The sequence below is a fragment of the Serratia sp. J2 genome (genome assembly GCF_046269175.1).
GTDB classification, from domain to species: domain Bacteria; phylum Pseudomonadota; class Gammaproteobacteria; order Enterobacterales; family Enterobacteriaceae; genus Chania; species Chania fonticola_C.
The window spans coordinates 76501-93061 of the sequence record NZ_JBKABN010000021.1; the positions used below are offsets into that span (position 1 = coordinate 76501).

13 protein-coding genes are annotated in these 16561 nt (G+C 48.6%); 4 read left to right on the plus strand and 9 right to left on the minus strand.

What is annotated here, in order from left to right:
- Window positions 1-23 precede the first annotated feature (23 nt).
- Window positions 24-314 (plus strand): chorismate mutase, encoded by a 291-nt coding sequence (locus tag ACKWMY_RS20160; RefSeq protein WP_074028079.1) that lies wholly within the window; start codon window positions 24-26, stop codon window positions 312-314.
- Window positions 315-604: 290 nt separating this feature from the next.
- On the opposite strand, the gene ACKWMY_RS20165 is transcribed toward ACKWMY_RS20160, so the two are convergent.
- From ACKWMY_RS20165 to ACKWMY_RS20190, 6 genes are all read right to left on the minus strand, one after another.
- Window positions 605-871 carry a type VI secretion system PAAR protein gene (locus ACKWMY_RS20165; RefSeq protein ID WP_211136376.1) on the minus strand — a complete coding sequence of 89 codons (267 nt, stop codon included), beginning with the start codon at window positions 869-871 and terminating at the stop codon, window positions 605-607.
- A 67-nt stretch (window positions 872-938) separates the two neighbouring features.
- The gene (locus ACKWMY_RS20170) at window positions 939-1955 is read right to left on the minus strand and encodes a hypothetical protein (protein WP_409486911.1); all 1017 of its coding nucleotides are present in this window, start codon (window positions 1953-1955) and stop codon (window positions 939-941) included.
- 34 nt (window positions 1956-1989) lie between these two features.
- Complete coding sequence (locus ACKWMY_RS20175; protein WP_409486912.1) at window positions 1990-3591, minus strand: hypothetical protein; 1602 nt, start codon at window positions 3589-3591, stop codon at window positions 1990-1992.
- A 1-nt stretch (window position 3592) separates the two neighbouring features.
- The gene (locus tag ACKWMY_RS20180) at window positions 3593-4552 is read right to left on the minus strand and encodes a DUF4123 domain-containing protein (RefSeq protein ID WP_409486913.1); all 960 of its coding nucleotides are present in this window, start codon (window positions 4550-4552) and stop codon (window positions 3593-3595) included.
- 3 nt (window positions 4553-4555) lie between these two features.
- On the minus strand, window positions 4556-6517 hold the full coding sequence (locus tag ACKWMY_RS20185; RefSeq protein ID WP_121607393.1) for a type VI secretion system Vgr family protein: 1962 nt from the start codon (window positions 6515-6517) through the stop codon (window positions 4556-4558).
- Between the two features lie 671 nt (window positions 6518-7188).
- Window positions 7189-8106, minus strand: a complete 918-nt coding sequence (locus ACKWMY_RS20190) for a LysR family transcriptional regulator (protein WP_211136370.1) — start codon at window positions 8104-8106, stop codon at window positions 7189-7191.
- A 103-nt stretch (window positions 8107-8209) separates the two neighbouring features.
- Between ACKWMY_RS20190 and ACKWMY_RS20195 the strand changes: the two genes are divergently transcribed.
- Window positions 8210-9418, plus strand: coding sequence for an MFS transporter (locus tag ACKWMY_RS20195; protein ID WP_409486914.1), 1209 nt, complete (start codon window positions 8210-8212; stop codon window positions 9416-9418).
- Window positions 9419-9617: 199 nt separating this feature from the next.
- Here the strand turns inward: ACKWMY_RS20195 and ACKWMY_RS20200 are convergent, their stop codons facing one another.
- The 3 genes from ACKWMY_RS20200 to ACKWMY_RS20210 all read right to left on the minus strand — a co-directional run bounded on the left by ACKWMY_RS20200 (window position 9618) and on the right by ACKWMY_RS20210 (window position 12375).
- Window positions 9618-10229, minus strand: coding sequence for a helix-turn-helix transcriptional regulator (locus tag ACKWMY_RS20200; RefSeq protein ID WP_409486915.1), 612 nt, complete (start codon window positions 10227-10229; stop codon window positions 9618-9620).
- A gap of 629 nt (window positions 10230-10858) precedes the next feature.
- Window positions 10859-11182: a cupin domain-containing protein gene (locus tag ACKWMY_RS20205; protein WP_024530670.1), complete on the minus strand. Its 324-nt coding sequence runs from the start codon at window positions 11180-11182 to the stop codon at window positions 10859-10861.
- Between the two features lie 26 nt (window positions 11183-11208).
- Window positions 11209-12375 carry an oligogalacturonate lyase family protein gene (locus tag ACKWMY_RS20210; RefSeq protein ID WP_211135531.1) on the minus strand — a complete coding sequence of 389 codons (1167 nt, stop codon included), beginning with the start codon at window positions 12373-12375 and terminating at the stop codon, window positions 11209-11211.
- A 431-nt stretch (window positions 12376-12806) separates the two neighbouring features.
- Here ACKWMY_RS20210 and ACKWMY_RS20215 point away from each other — a divergent pair, with 431 nt between their 5' ends.
- Window positions 12807-14372: an MFS transporter gene (locus ACKWMY_RS20215; RefSeq protein WP_024530672.1), complete on the plus strand. Its 1566-nt coding sequence runs from the start codon at window positions 12807-12809 to the stop codon at window positions 14370-14372.
- Window positions 14373-14460: 88 nt separating this feature from the next.
- Window positions 14461-16524 (plus strand): right-handed parallel beta-helix repeat-containing protein, encoded by a 2064-nt coding sequence (locus ACKWMY_RS20220; RefSeq protein WP_409486916.1) that lies wholly within the window; start codon window positions 14461-14463, stop codon window positions 16522-16524.
- Window positions 16525-16561 lie beyond the last annotated feature (37 nt).

Sequence of the window (16561 nt, forward strand, 5' to 3'; positions counted from 1 at the left end):
TAAACTAGCTAGGGAGTACAAGGGTGCATTTTTCTACTATCGAAGACGTAAGAAAGGCCATAGATGGCATCGACTCCCAACTTGTTTCACTCATTGCCGAACGTGGTCGGTTTGTGAAAGCAGCTGCTGGATTCAAAAAAGATCAGGATGCTGTTCGTGCGCCCGACAGGGTTCAGAGGGTCATTGATAAGGTCAGGGCAGAAGCCGCTGTGGTCGGACTCCCCGAAGACATTATTGAAAAAGTTTACCGTACGATGATTAACGCATTTATTGATTATGAGATGGAACAGCACCGAAGTTTGGTACAAAAGTAGTTTCGGCCAACCTCTGCCGAATAGGGTGGGAGCAACAAGGGTGCGCGGGTATATTTCCATACAAACGATTGAATCCCGCATCACAGTTATAGCATCGATAGTTTTTGATGGTTTTGTCTCGCTTGCTGGCCCGGTTGTCCCGCTGAAACGACTTGTGGCCGCACTTGGGGCAACAACTCGTTTCAAACGGGGAATGCTTCAGGTAGCGGATAAAACGATCGGCCTCTTGCTGCAGGGACTCTGGCAGATAAAGGTAATAGTTGGTCTCAGGTTCATGAATCATAGTCCGACTACCCAATGTTAACGCTACCTCCACCAATCAGTACACCGCCACAATTAACCGCATCACCTGTACGAGCAGCAGGTTGCCCATCAATAAATACGCTGGATGATCCGCCACTGATAGTTCGATTATGCCCATGAGAAGCTAAAGCATCACCCTGTCGAGCCAATGGAGAACCATCAACATTAACGGTTGAAGAACCTGTTACGACTGGAGTCGGTGGATGACTACCGTGGCCGGTATCTTGATCACCAAGTTTAACTGCATTGCCCATGGTGTTAGTTTCCTCTTTACTTATAAAAAGAAGAGTAGGTATTAATAACTAACACCCACTCTACGGATTAAATCACTTGCACAAATTTACCATTTATTAAGGAAAATATCGGTGATAGCGTGTTCATGAAAATAGTGCCATCACTATCGATATAATATGAAAGTGGTGAGTATGATGGATCTGATTTATTAACCAACTGCACCATTCGACCTTTATTCATTATTTTTACATCATAATCCCGCCAGTTAATTTGGATCATTTTGAACTTGGAGTTATTCGTATCCTCACCTATTCCACTATCAGAAAAAATACTATCCTCTGTTTCTCCCGTGGACCAGGCCCAAGCTGCTAAAGCTATTTTCTGTTGTTGATGAAGAGTGGCAAGATCTTTATTATCCATCGCCAGCCAGGCCTGAAGATAAGCCTGCTCTAACAGCTTTCGCTGCTCTGGGGTACCGGTATAGGGTGTGGCGTTGACCCAAGGCCACATTGGTAACCCACTGACCTTGACCTGACGACTAAAACGATACAGCTCCATATTATGTGGATACTCAACTAAGCTAAAATATTTGCTATCCTTATGCCCTGGCACCACTTGCTCAGCCAGTATTTTGTCCCGAACCACTGGGCTGCTGATAGCTTTATACTTCGGTTCGTCCGAAGACACTTTGGCTTCTGGCAGGCCATCCTTACCGATACCTACTTCAATCGCGCTCAGCACTTCACTGTTACTGCCACGCATTTTCGTCAGTTCCAGCTTGCAACCCGCCTGTGGATAAAACTGTGCGCGTTCAGGTTCCGGCAGCTCTTTCTTATTAAACCAGCCCAACGCACCGATCTCTAAACTGATCTCGTTTTCACCATTTTCCATCAGCATCATCGCAGCGGTACTCGAGGTACCAAAACCGCGTCCCTCACGCGCCGAATTGCGATTGTCCATACCCACCACCTGATTGGTTTTGATGGCGCAAAAGGCATATTGAATATCAAACAGACTGCGGATATATAACCGTGGCTCTTCGGCATAGGTAGTAAATGTCATCATCACTCCTGATAATAGTAATGCTAATTTAGGTAATCTCATCTTATTCTCATTTGGCTAAACACGGTTTTGCAGTTTATTTATTCCATTTGGGATTGGAGCCCATTGCCCAAGGCTCGTTATTCGGTTTGGGTGGTGTGTTTCCTTTGGGGTTAGAACCCATTGCCCAGGGTTCACCTGGGATGGCTTTGGGCCTGACGATCGGCCGCTCTTTACCGATCAAGTTCACCCGTAGAGCGGACTCACTCTCTTTCAACGGAGCTGCTATGACCCATCGCTTTTTTGCGCTCAGTGTATTGGTATTTTCTTCTGGTGCTCCTGACTTCTTTCTCTTAATATCTGCATTAAACTCCACCTCCGCCACAATCCCATCATGGTAGCCCACCAAATCGATACCATCATCATGCTGATCCAGCTTAAACCCTGCGGCGGTTTTGATCGCTCCACTGGCATTGAGTGCAACCTCCATAATCATCACCTTGGTTTTAAAGGCCGCATTTACCTTACCTTCCAGACTAAATTTCAGATCATTATCTCTACCGGCGGAGAACGTCCATATTTCTTGTTTTAATGCTGCACCAAAACGAAAAGATAGGCTGCATTTCAGCAATATGGAACATTCAATTTCAAGATAGTTTTTATCCCCGGCATTTTTACGAGCCAGTGCCTGACGGCATTTTTTTGCTAGCGCATCAATTTTACAGTAAGCAGCTGCAAATTGTATAAGATCTAGCTTGCCTGTCAGGGCCAGAAAGGGGGCTGCATTGAAACCAATAAAATGTGTACTGCTAGCGACTGTATCCAATCTTGAATAGGCGTAGGCAACCCCCACGTTCATCGGTTCTACTTTCAGTTCGGCGATAGTATAGCTTTGTGCTCCGATTGATTCCGGTGCAGGAAGAAGATATTTTTGGCTATTACTCAACAATTTGTCAATGCGAGAGATAGCATCCAGCGTTTTGGTTGTGGTGTTTTTCTTATATTTGTCAGCATACTTTTTTGAGTAATCCATACCTTGAACTTTTAGTCCGTAGGTAAACTCTAACGATGTAGTTTGTGTCAAACTGAATTTATCAGTATGCGTCTTCCAACCGGAGCGGAGTTTGTTACCATTTTTCGGTTTAACATTCTCCATGGCTTGACGTGCCTTTATCTGTTCATCGCGGCGCTCTTTAATCGTACGTTCCTTATGAGAGAAGGCATACGTAAAAGCAACCGAGTAGGTAAACTCCACTGAAGGGAAAACACGGAGCGTTGCGTAATTACGTCTCCCTTCGCAGCCATTAACGACTAAATCATAGCGTTTACCGTCATTGAACAAATCAGTTGGATTGGCAATATTAGATAAATATGACCAGATTGAAGGCATGGTTGCTACCAGCGACTGATTCTGATCCTTATAAAACAAAGTGACTGCCTGACTCGCGTTGAGTGGGATCTTTTCTGAAAATTTCACGCTCTCAAGTGTAGCAGTATGAGAAGTTGCCTTTTTACACTTTGTTGTTATATTAATACTGCCGGATGCCCCCTTACCTTTATCCAGAAGATCCATCGAGAGCATCTGCTTGACTGGCCAGACTTGATGCTGTTTATCAAAATCCAGCGCAACCTCATGAATACATGGGTCCGGGTTATTACAGGTTGCGCAGGCTGTTCCTGCATCGACAGAACGGGCCATATTATCTTCCTTTGATTAAATGCGCCACATCAGGGATTTCACCTAATTCCCTGAGCATTAAAGATTCTACCCGGTAATATCCTGGTGCTTGACTTTCTGTAAGTTTATTTTTCCATGCATCAGGCATCATATCGATAGTAGAGATGTTTTTTTTGAGAAGAAGGTGAACCATTGCCCTTATTGAATGATCATCAGTAATAGTATTTTCCTTGCAGAAATAAAAGCACTTGGTAGCAAAGGAATAAGCATCCCTTTTTTCATTGCATGCCGTTTTTTTCGATATGAAAATAGTAGGGCTCTCATCTATTATATCGAAGTAAGTGCCATTATGTATCCTTTTAAAGATGTCATCGTCCTCATCTTCAGCGATATCCTCTTGACCTGACAGCCAATACGCCTCAACATCTGAAGCCAGAACGTTAATATATCTCTTCTCCGCAAATGCATTGATTTCCCCGTACTGCGCCTCGGTTATTTTCAGCATTTTCCTTCCCGACTTTGCATCATTGGGAAATGGTTCGCGTATCGCCGAAAAGTCATCTTCACGTTCAACCGCTTTGTATAATGTCCTGACTTTAGTAATAGGTCCCAAGAAGGTATGTACATCCCAGTCAGATAATACTTTAAGAAAATCCCAGATATTACGTGGATCATAAAAACGGAAATAGACTGGTTTTTCCTGATCAGGGAGCAATACGTGTAAATATTTGCGTAAATGTTGACGCAACGATTTTATATTGGCCTTTGAATAGATATAAATTCCCCATGGCGTTTCGCGAGTCCCCAGCCAGGCTTCAACCTGCTGATCGACCATAACCAACCAGGGAGCAAGCTCAAGGAGTTCCGGTTGCACCGGCTCGGCATACAGACAACAGTGCGGGGGATTATAACGCTCGAGCATAAGCTGGAGATCGGCTTCTAACGCACCGTCAATAATAGCGTACAGTTTATGTTCTTCCATACCTTAGCTATCCTTCAGTGGGCAATGTGCGACAAACATTGAACCTGCAAGCGCCGCTGCTTTTAAAACTGCCGGGCTGGCTGGGGTCAGTAAATCACCAGGGCTACCACCAGAATTCAGATTAATTGAGGGGGCCTTGATATCCACGCCACCGGCATGAATAACAACAAAACTTCCACCCACTTTCAGCGTCAGTTTGCTATTGCTTTGTAGCGTCAGATCGCCGTTGCTGTCCACACTGAACACGCCGCTAACTTTCTGTGCCAGATCGCCCTTGACCTGTATACCTCGGTCGCCTTCCGTCATCACCAGATTGTTACCGGTGATTTTCTGATCCTGATTACCTTCAACTGTCACTTTTCGATCGTTGGCAACCACCAGTTCTTCATCATGCCCGATACTGCTGCTACGGTTGTAGTTCACCCGTTCGTCTTTCGAATTGAGCACCCGTATTGCCATGTTTTTTTGTGCGTGAACGAAGACTTCTTCATTATCTTTTTCATCTTCAAAACGCAGTTCGTTAAATCCTTCGCCTTTATGGGTTTTTGAACGGATCGACATCTGGGTTTTGCTGCCTGGCAAATTACCAGGAGGCAGATGGTTGGCATGATAGGTGCGGCCGATTATCACCGGCTGATCAGGATCACCGTTTAAAAATTCAACAATCACTTCATGACCAATGCGCGGAATGGCCGACATCCCCCAACGAGGCCCCGCCCAGGGATGCGATACCCGTATCCAACAGGAGCTGGTATCATCGTCTTTCCCTGAACGATCCCAAAGAAAACGCACCTTGACCCGACCATAAGGATCACAATAAATCTCTTCTGAGGGTGGACCAGTGACAATCGCAATCTGGGCTCCGTCAATGCGTGGTTTTGGCCGTGAAAGTGGGCGCCATGTCTGATTATTGGGAATAAACGCAAACTGAGTGGTTATGGTTGTGCCTTGCCCTCCCGATACAGTTTCCAGAGCTTGGGGTTGTTGCCCGCTATGGATAGCCTGGGTGACTTGCCAGCTTGTATTCAGTGTGTCCAGTGGATGGTTTTCTAGGGTAAAGCGCACACCGGGTTGTAGAGCAGGACAATTACTAGCCCCTTCGCCCTGATGGGCATCATTACGTAGTGCCTGAATGCGCCATTGGGAAAACTTTTCCCCGCTTGGACCGGTGTCTTTATAGCGGCCAGGATAATCATAATGCAGATATTCCGCTGACTGATGTTCATCATCTCGAGCGCGATCGCGATATTCAGCGGCCCACAAGGGGTTTTTAAAGGTGTAATCTTTCAGCAATACCTCTGAAGGGCGCAGACTTTCCCGGCGCTTGAAGGTGGTAATGCAAGGTTCATCGAGTGAGGTTTGTTGTTGATTTGGGTAGTAGGATAGCGTCGGCCCTTCATTCACGATGATGTTATCGTCGGCAAAGACCAGCGTGTGCCTGTCATTCTCATGCTCGAGGAAATAATAGATGCCTTCTTCTGCCGCCATTCGATGAAGGAAATCCAGATCGCTTTCATTATACTGAACACAAAACTCTCTGGGTGCATGCTTGTAGCGAAAAGCATGGGCATAGTCACTGATCTTATTTTCTTTCATCAAGGTTTCAAGAATTTCCAGAAAACCCTGTTGCTGAAAAATGCGGGAGTTTTGTCTTAATCCTGCTCGCCAGAGGGCGGGGTGCACACTGAGTCGGTAACGTGTTTGATGAAGTCCTGAATCGCCTTGCTCGACGGAAGTAACAATGCCATTCACGATACGCTGTACTTCTGTCTCACGCCAAATGGTCAGCGTGGCGGTATTGTCTAGAATTGAACGGAACTCCACATTGGGGCTGGCACTGGCAACCTCCAGTTCAAGCGTGAAAGGGGCAGAAAATTGCTCGTGCAACGTAAAACCTGATACCACGAAGGTTTTAGATGGCAGGTTCCCCACACTTAACGTAAACCGCAGGCCACTCGCATCCATGTTCATATTTCCTTATTGATGGCGTGAATGCATCCCAATCTATGCAAATAAAATATTTATAATATATAAGATACTTTAATGTATATGGAAAATGGCAACAACCTGAATTTGTTCATTTAGTGAGAGCTAGCACGGTTATGCCTCATAGAGATCGGGAAATTTCTCTGATAGGAAATGTTCACTTCAGGCTGTGAACAGCTTCATTTTTCAACAAAGCGTTCAAGAATGAGATAGCCAATTTCCCTTCTTATCGGCCTCCTTCCAAGCCTGGTAGGCGGGGCAATCTGTTGAATCGTGTCGAGCGCCTAATCCCATCAAACTAATAGGCTTAATTCATATGAATGGCTTACAGACACAAGTTTGCCCAAGAACCACCGGAAGTCCTATCCAACGCCACTAGAACCCTATTTAGTCGGTGTTCTCTGCTGTGGCTAGTTATGACTGAGGAAACAGTTCTGATGCGTTGGATAAGTTCGTTTGAGTCTGGAACAGGAAAGCATATTGGTGTTATATGCTTCCCATTGATTGACGCGACGTAGTGTTTGCAAAGCCCGCTTCAGGAACTTAGCAGTCCACAGGGCGGAACCGCGTCAGCTAAGAGCGAGTAGCAGACATTGTGCATTTAGAGACTAGTGTAACACCAGGACTCTCTGTGGCTGTTTAATGTAGTCTTAGGTTGCTAAGGATGTATTGCTCAAATTCTGCTGTATGTAATCAATGAGCGCTCGCGTTTTAGCTGGCAAATAACGCCTGTCAGAATAAAGTGCGAACAATTGAAGTGGGGCTGGCGGTTGTTCAAACTTAATCTCGATCAGCCGTCCATCGTCGATGTAGGGTTGGCAGGCCTGTTTCGAAAGAATGGCGAAACCAACACCCGCTACCGCCGCGCATCCTGCCATCTCTCCGCTGTTTACCCTGTAATGGCCTTTAACCTTAATCGTCTCGAATCCCCCCTTTTTATTCATAAACTGCCAGGGAGCACCTTTAAGTGCATTTACCGTGGTAATACAGGGTAATTCTTCAAATTGCTGTATACGAGAAGGGATGCCATAACGCTGAATGATGGAGGGGGCTGCAACGATAGTGCAAGGGATTGTCACCAGATGACGGGCTATGTAATCACTGTCATCCAGTTGGCCACGGCTCACAATGATGGCTAAATCCAGGTCGTCTCGCAGGGATTCAAAACCAGACAAATTTGTGACACAGCTAATTTCCAGATCCGGGTGCTGGCAGGCAAAATCGGCAACCACAGAACCCAGCAGTGCAGGACCTATTTCATTGGGAATACAGATACGTAGTGGCCCCTTGAGCTGCATTTGCCGCAACGTTAATTCTGTTTCAGTCTGCTCAAGCGCTTCCAGTAATGGCTTCGCCCGGGTATAGAGCAGGTGTCCCGCCTGGGTGAGTTTCATATGTCGGGTGTTGCGCTCAATAAGCTGAAGATTCAGTCTGTCTTCTAACTGAGAAATACAACGACTCACGTTTGATGTCGGCATTTCAAGGATTTTCGATGCCCCAACAAAACTGTCTCTTTCAACCACCGCAATGAAAACTTTCAGGGTATTAAAATCAAGAGCTGGCCGCATAAACTATCCCATAAATGATAACAATAAGTGTCAGTTTTACCATCTAATGAGCCGCATTGATAGCAGTTAAACTCAGATATCTTTCATCCACAGGTCGCTTGCTATGTCACTGGTCACAACAACGTTTAATCATAAAGCCCTCATCCGGATGGCGGTTGTCATGGCTTTTATCCAGTTCACGAATGCACTGGAATATATGATGTTCAACCCTGTTTTTGCTTTTATGGCAGCAGACTTCGTCGTTCCCGTATCATTCTCAGGCTACGTATCCGGCATGTACACCTCCGGGGCAGTCCTCTCGGGAATTATCGCCTTTTACTGGATTGGTCGTTTCAATAATAAACGTTTTCTCTTTGTCAATATGGCACTCCTGGGGATGCTGACATTTTTGACGACATTCACCTCCAGTTTTAGTCTTCTGCTTGCATTACGATTCTGCGCAGGACTGGTAGGAGGCACAACAATGGGGGTGGGTATCAGTATATTGATAAATCTCGCACCGGCTAACTTGCGCGGAAAAATGTTGGCGACGGTCATTGCATCATTTTCGATGGTAAGCATTGTCGGAATGCCCGCGATACTATTTTTGTGTGCTCATTACGGCTGGCATGTCGCTTTGTGGTTTATCAGTACGCTGTGTTTGTTGGCATTGCCACTGATTGTTTCCATCATCCCTCCGGATCCACTCTCTTTCGACACACCCCACGCACTGCCACTCGACGTTAATACTTTGCTGTTCGCTTCCAGTAATGCGCTGGTACAATTTAGCCCGATGCTGATCATTCCTGTTCTGGTACCATTAATGACCCAACTGCTGGGCGCCTCTCAAGACCTGCTGCCATGGCTGTTTTTCGCCGGGGGCATTGCAGGATACCTGTCAACAAAAATGACAGGCGCGTTAACTTCCCGTTTCTCTGCTTTGGTTCTGGCTACAGGGTCAACCATCGTCTTTATAGTGAGTTTGCTAATACCCATTCTGGGCTATCCGCATGCGGGGCTATTTATTACTGTATTTCTCGGTGCATCATACAGTCGTCTGGTTTCCTCCTCGGCGCTGACCATTCAGTTTCCTGATGACAGGCAACGAGCAGGATTCTCTTCATTGCAGTCATCAATAATGTACATGATCACAACGGTCGCATTTTTTCTGTCAGCTTTTCTATTACCTGGGCACGCCATAGCACCACAAAATATGAACACGTTGCTGGGGGTATGTGCAATTTCCGCATCAGGGTTCCCAATCATGGTTATCATTCTGAAAAAGAAACTGGCTAAGCGTACGCTCCAACCGAATCATCTCATCAATGATTAGCATAACGTCCGCTGTTGGCACTGAGCAGACTTTCAGATCTGGTTGGGCATAGAAGTCACAAGGGGTTCAGATAAAGATGGATGCCGAGACAGCCTATATGATCTCGTGATGTTGGCTCCCGGCTTTCGTCGTGGCGGAGTACCCCGAACAAGGTGAAACCGCCGCCGATGAAGGGGGAACTAACCTAGCGAACAGGCCGTTATGCGTATGCATCCAACGTTCTTTTGCTACAAATCTTTTTCATCGCCCGGTTTTTATAGCAGTTGATGGTTTTTAGCCTGAGCTTGAGCTTTTTGGCGATCTCATAAGGCTGTGCACCGCTGTAGATTTCGTTGATGACGATCAGCTCTCGGCCGGTCAGATACTGCCGGCTTGTGGCTTCCTCTACCTCGGCATCAAACTCATCCTGCACCGTTTGGCGAGGGAATATCGCTAGCAAGATATCCTCTACGCAGGCATTTTTATCCAGAGTGATAAAATGGTTGTACATATCCGGGTTGGTCAGGCACAGGCTGTTTTCATACATCAAGATGATCCTGGCCTCCAGCGTGCCCTGCTCAAGGGCTGCATAGAGCGCGGAACAGGCGCCGTGATAATTAATAAAGCCGCAACTGCAATCCAAAATCAGAAAATCACAGGCGCTATTTTTCAGCTTCGGCAGCGTGTGAGCCTCAAATGTCTCTTTCTCGAAGGGTAATTCATGCAACGCTATTTTATTGTGGGGCAAGGTTTCACCGTGCCTAAGCAGCGCGTGTAAGCCAGCGGAGAAATAGCGGTCATTACTCACCGTGTAGATATGAATATCAGGCATAGTTGATCATCCTAATCAGTAATAATCCTATCTGGTGCGCGGGTTGGCGGATGAGCCGCAATCTTGTCGATGGCGTGCACGGTTTTTTGCCGACTTTCTGAAAATCAGGATGAGTTTCTTGCTGCACATCCAACAGCAGCCCGCCCCCTCAACGTAGGGAGGAACGTTCCCTGTCAGCTCTATGGAAATATCACAATGTGGGCAATAGGCGACATACTCGCAGTAAGCCATGATATTTACTCATTCCATTGATTTATATTGAAAATTTATATTACATAGGATAGCAGAGATGTTTTTAATGATCAATAAAATAGATCGATATGACAAAAACAATTGATTTTATCGATAAGTTACTAATTATTTCAATGAAATCAAAAGATAAGAACAATCCTTAACTTATCGGTCAATTACTGAGAATGACTCATATATATTCACTGAATGTATGTATGAGTGTTTAATTGTTTGAAATATGAATTATTGATATTTCTCGTCTGTGGTCGGTTTGGCGGCAGGCATATTGATGGTGTGGGCAAGGGGAACAGGGCAATTTTATGCAAGAGGAGGGGGGGAATTGCTACAGCTTATTGGGGGTCAAATGCTCCCGGCATGATGGCCGGGAGCACATGAGATTACTTCAGGAAATCTTCACGCTGTGGAGTGAAGGTATCCAGTAAGGTTCCGGCCTCCAGGCAGACGCAGCCATGCACCACGTCGGGTTTTTTGTACAAGGTATCTCCGGCAGCCACTTCCTTGGTGACGCCATCGATGGTGAAGCTGAAGCGGCCGGAAAGTACGTAGGTCAGTTGCTCGTGCGGGTGGCTGTGCAACGGGCCGACAGCACCTTGGCTAAAGTTGACCTCCACCGCCATCATGGTGCCGCCATGGGCGAGAATACGGCGTGTCACGCCGCTCCCTAAATCTTCTAACGCACAATCCTGTTTGTAGATAAACATGGTTGTTCCTCAATCAAATAGTGCCATCAAGCAAAGAGATCTTCCGGCAAGCGGGCTAGATACAGCGCAGGTTCACCCTCAAAATCGGAGGTGAAGAGCACTTGCCGGTTGTCCGGGGTAAAGGATGGGTGCGGATGCGTTACCTGACGGTCGCCATTCAGCACGCGCCATGAGCTGTTATGCGCGGCCAGGCGTGCCTGACGTTTTTGTTTGGCGTCGAACACGTAAAGCCACGGGTCGTTCTCAATGGTGTAGCCTTGAGAATCCTTGATATCGACCGGCGTAGCCGAACCGTCACCCACTAACAGGCTGCCGTCGTAGTTGCTCATCAGGTGCGAACAGGCTGGCATGGTCATCACGATCTCGTCCTGCCCGGTTTGTGGATCGTAACGGCAGATGTTGCGCTCTTGCTGGCCTTTCAAATAAGAGACGTACATCAGGGCCGAACCGTCCGGCACCCAGAATTCGTGGGTGCAGCTTTCGCCTGGGGCATGAGTTTTTACCTTGCGCATATTGCTGCCGTCTTCGTTGATCAGCCACATGCGGGCATCTACCAGATCGTGCGGCCCTTCGTGGCAGAAGGCGACGCAGTCGCTATGGTATGGGCGATAGATTGGGTGGCCCAGCCAGAGGCGGTCTTCATAGATCACACGTGATTCACCGCTGGCCAAATCGACACGCAGCAGGCGGCAATGCGGGTTTTTGGTGAAGAAGCTGTGGAAAATTTTCCAGTCGGTCAGAGGTTGCCAATCCTGGCGATCGATTTCGATGCCCACCAGGCTGGTGCATTCACTGTTGGCAACCCAGGTACCGTAGCCAACCCACTCTTCAGGCACTCGATACACGGTTTGTTCATTGCAGTTGCTCAGTTCTACCCGGCGCAACTCACGCTCATTCTTCACGTAATACAGGAAACGATCGTCCGGGGATAAAAAACCGCCGAAGGTATTGTCGCCCGGGCCTTCGGTCAGTTGCACCGCTTGCTGCAGTTGCAGATCCAGCAGGTAGTAGTTGCGGTTACCGTCAAACTCACCAGCAAACAACAGTTTACTGCCGTCGTTGGTGAAACATTTCTGGTAGAAATAATTGCGGTGGCACAGCACTTCAGGCGGTGTCAGGCGAGTGAGTTGTGCGCCGGTACCGGCATCGGTTGTACGATGGAAATTGAACTGGTGGATTGAACCTTTAGCCACGATGGCCTCCCTTAACCTTATCGATAAACCGCCGCTGTTCGGGCGATCATTTAATTAAATAAAACATTGTTTCATAAATTTAGAAAAATGATATCAAAGTGACGAATTAGGCCAACCCGAACGGGTGATTTATGAGAGCTGCATCGCATAAATCGTTGCGCTTTGCCCGATTGATGGCGGATCGCGGTTTTGCTCATAGCCAACCAGCATGACGCCGTTGCATGCTCGCCATTATAGAAAGATAACGCATGGGCAATCCCTGATGCTGGGGCTGCGGCCAGATGCTGCCCGCGTTTTAAAAATGGCTAAATGAGATCCCCTTATTTTTTATGTGACTTTCATCACAACATTATAACTCGCCTAAAAGTATAAAACGCTATTCCTGTAAAAATGAAATTGCAGTTCATTATTTTTGTTTGCGAGAAGAAACGATGACAACTAATGGTATTAACGCTCTGGGTAAGGGAAGAACGGTCAGGCTCGGGCATCAGCTGGCTTATGGCGGGGGGAACCTGCTGGGCAGCGGCGCGCTGGCAATCAGCGGTGCCTGGCTGCTCTATTTTTACACCACGTTCTGTGGGCTGACGCTGCTGGAGGCGTCATTCATCTTCTCGGTTGCGAGCGTCATCGATGCTATCAGCAACCCGGTGATGGGCTATCTGACCGATAACTTTGGCAATACCTGGCTCGGTAAGCGCTTTGGTCGGCGCCGTTTCTTCTTGCTGATTGGTGCGCCATTGATGGTCTTTTACCCGCTGCTGTGGGTTGAGGGCTTTGGTTTTTGGTACTACCTCGCCACCTACGTCATTTTCGAACTGATTTATACCTCGGTAATGGTGCCTTACGAGACGCTGGCGACCGAAATGACCGATGATTTCGCCATGCGCTCCAAGCTGACCGGCTATAAAGCGATTTTTGGCAAGATGGCCAACTTTCTGGCGGCGTTTATTCCTGGGCAATTTATTCTGCTCTACGGCAAAGAGTCGGCCCAGCCTTTTCTGTATACCGGTATCACCTATGGGGTGATCCTGTTTATTGCCATCACCGTGCTGTATCTGTTCTCCTGGGAACGCAAGGATGAAGCGATAGCGGAGGTTAAGCATAAGAAATCGCTGCTCAAAACGTTGGCTTCATTGGCGCGGGATATGCAATCGACCTTCTACCTGCGGGTATTTCGCAAGCATCTGGGCATGTATCTGTTCGGCTTTGGTGCGGAATGGCTGTTTGCCTCGGTATTCACCTATTTCGTGATCTTCGTGCTGCAATACGATCCCGCCATTCTGGCCGGATTGAACAGCCTGAATGCCATCTTACAGCTGATATCGACCGCCATCTTTATTGGTCTGTGCGTGAAAAAAGGCTTCAGTAAACCTTATTCCTGGGCGCTCGGTATCGTGATGTTTGCGGTCTGTTGCTATTCCCTGCTGCACTTCTTTAACTTGCCTGCGCATATTGCCACTGCTGCCATCATCGGTATCACCGTGATCTTCGGCCTGGGCACCGGCGGCGTGTATTACATTCCCTGGACGGTATATACCTTCCTGGCGGACGTGGATGAGGTCTTTACCGGTCGCCGTCGCGAAGGGATCTATGCTGGGGCGATGACCTTCTCCGGCAAGATTATGCGTTCGATTATCGTCTTCACCATGGGGGCGATCCTCAGTTACTACGGCTTCCAGTCCAAGTCTCATACTCAGCCGGAAACCGCCATTACCGCGATCTCCTGGGTGTTCTTTGCTGGTGTGATCTTGTTGGCGCTGATGGCGATTGTCTTTAGTAGCCAGATGACGCTTAACCGCCAAACTCACCAGGTGGTGCTGTACGAAGTGGCCCGCATCAAGGCTGGCGGCAAGATCGGCGATATCAAACCCGACGTTCGCCTGGTCATCGAGAAACTGGTGGGGCTGCCCTACGAACAGTGCTGGGGCAACAGCAAGATCTGCCAGAAGATGAATATCACTCCTGAAGTTTCTGCCCCTGTGTATAAACCGGCCTAACCGGCCTGATCTCACCAAAACCCAGTAACAGGATCTTCTCGCCAACATGGCGGGGGGATCCCTACCTATTAAAAACAAGGAAAGGGAAATGAAGATCGTACCTCTGTCGTTATTAATTGCTCTGGCCAGCGTGTGTCATCACGGTGTCACCGCACCGCTGCCTGCCGCTAATGAACTGGTTTGGCAGGCCGTCGCTTTTGGCCAGTCAACGGATGTCAACTTTGCCACCAACGTGCTGCCGGAAAAAGTGGGCACCAATCAGGTGACGATGGCCAACGGTAAGCCGATGCTGGCCGGGCCGCTGAAAATGCCGTTCCACGTTGAAAGCCGTGGGGGCAAAATCGGCAATAGTCATGATGGCCTGACCTTCTACTACACGCGCGTTCCTGCCAATGCCAATGTGGTTCTGGAGGCGGAGGTGACGGTCGATCAGTTTGGCCCGGAAAATATGGCTCTGCCCGCCGGGCAGGAGGGGGCGGGGTTGCTGATCCGCGATATCCTCGGCAAACCAAGGTTGGAGAAGATCCAGCAGGGTTATGAGGAGTTTCCGGCGGCATCCAACATGGTGATGAATGCCATCATGACGCAGGATAAAAAGGATCATCAGCGGGTCAAAATGACGCTGATTTCCCGCAATGGCGTGCTCAACTCCTGGGGCAACGCGGGTGTCGAGATCAAACGTGAGAGCTATCAGCCCGAGGTCGATCTGCAAAAAACGCCAAGCTTCCGGCTGCGTCTGGCTCGCACGGATCAGGGGTTTACCGCGGCCTACGCCCCGCTAGGTAGCGACAATTGGGTCAGTAAAACGACCAACGATCCGCACCGCGTCACCAAGCTGGATCCTGAAGGTTACTACGTGGGCTTCTTTGCTTCACGTAACGCACGCATTACCGTCAAACAGGCCAGCCTGACGCTCAGCGAAAGTCAGCTTCCGGCGGCACAAGAGTTCGCGGTTAAAGCGATGCCGCTGCAGATCGAGATCGGTTCTGCGCCAATATCCGCCACGGATGATTACGTCTTCCAGCTCCGCAGTAATGAGAGTGGCACTCTGTCGCTAAGCCAGGACGGCGTGGTCATTGCCGCAGAGCGTAAGGTACAGGCCGGAGAGATGCTGGCGGTGAAGGTTGTGTTGAAGAAGGCCGAAACCGCGCTGGATTACCGTTTCACCACGGTAAAAGGCAACGCTCAGAGTGACAAGTTGCTGGTGCGCAAAGCGCGCTATGCCGACGCCGCTAATCTGTATGCTGCGCCACAGGGCAAAGCCGAAAATGATGGCAGCCAGCAGCACCCGCTGGATTTTGCCACCGCCGTGCAATCATTAATGCCGGGCGGCACGCTTTGGCTGGCGGCGGGGGATTATCCCTTGGCTGTCATACCTGCCGTAGCCAGTGGCACTGCCAAGCATGCCAAAAAGCTCCGGCCGCTTGGGGATGAAGTGGTGCTGCACGGGATGGAACTGGAAGCCAGCCATTGGGATATTCAGGGCATCACGGTAACGGAAAAAAGCCTGCGTATTACGGGCAGCCATAACCACCTTGATCGGGTGGTGGCACACCATGCGGATGATACCGGAATTGTCATTTCCTCCCCGGCCAACGCCGATCGACCACTATGGGCCAGCCACAACCTGATCACCCATTCCGAATCATACGCCAACAAGGATCCAGGTCTGATCAATGCGGATGGGTTTGCCGTCAAAATGCGTGTGGGTGAGGGAAATCGGCTAGTCGCCTGCTTCTCCCATGACAACGTAGATGACGGTTTTGATCTGTTTAACAAGATTGAGGATGGCCCGAACGGTAAGGTGATCATTGAGAACAGCGTCGCGCTGCGTAATGTCAATAATGGTTTCAAACTGGGGGGAGAAGGGTTGCCAGTGGCCCATCAGGTGACTAACAGCCTCGCCATTGAAAACGGCATGGATGGGTTTACCGACAACTTCAACCCTGGCGCACTGCAAGTGACCAACAATATGGCGATTGATAACCAGAGGTTTAACTACATTTTCCGCCCGGGCCCATATACCACGCAGGATAAACAGGGTGTATTCAGCGGCAACGTCTCGCTGCGCAGCAAGCCGGGAGAATATGCCGATGCGGTGGTGGGGAACATCGCCGACAACAATGCCTTTATGTTATCAGCAATGAAATGACCCTCTTTAGAGACGCCGCATGTGATGAACCTGCGGC

Coding starts and splice junctions, on each gene's coding strand:
- ACKWMY_RS20165 (WP_211136376.1), bottom strand. CDS start 871: ATGGGCAATGCAGTTAAACTTGGTGATCAAGATACCGGCCACGGTAGT.
- ACKWMY_RS20170 (WP_409486911.1), bottom strand. CDS start 1,955: ATGAGATTACCTAAATTAGCATTACTATTATCAGGAGTGATGATGACA.
- ACKWMY_RS20175 (WP_409486912.1), bottom strand. CDS start 3,591: ATGGCCCGTTCTGTCGATGCAGGAACAGCCTGCGCAACCTGTAATAAC.
- ACKWMY_RS20180 (WP_409486913.1), bottom strand. CDS start 4,552: ATGGAAGAACATAAACTGTACGCTATTATTGACGGTGCGTTAGAAGCC.
- ACKWMY_RS20185 (WP_121607393.1), bottom strand. CDS start 6,517: ATGGATGCGAGTGGCCTGCGGTTTACGTTAAGTGTGGGGAACCTGCCA.
- ACKWMY_RS20190 (WP_211136370.1), bottom strand. CDS start 8,106: ATGCGGCCAGCTCTTGATTTTAATACCCTGAAAGTTTTCATTGCGGTG.
- ACKWMY_RS20195 (WP_409486914.1), top strand. CDS start 8,210: ATGTCACTGGTCACAACAACGTTTAATCATAAAGCCCTCATCCGGATG.
- ACKWMY_RS20200 (WP_409486915.1), bottom strand. CDS start 10,229: ATGCCTGATATTCATATCTACACGGTGAGTAATGACCGCTATTTCTCC.
- ACKWMY_RS20205 (WP_024530670.1), bottom strand. CDS start 11,182: ATGTTTATCTACAAACAGGATTGTGCGTTAGAAGATTTAGGGAGCGGC.
- ACKWMY_RS20215 (WP_024530672.1), top strand. CDS start 12,807: ATGACAACTAATGGTATTAACGCTCTGGGTAAGGGAAGAACGGTCAGG.
- ACKWMY_RS20220 (WP_409486916.1), top strand. CDS start 14,461: ATGAAGATCGTACCTCTGTCGTTATTAATTGCTCTGGCCAGCGTGTGT.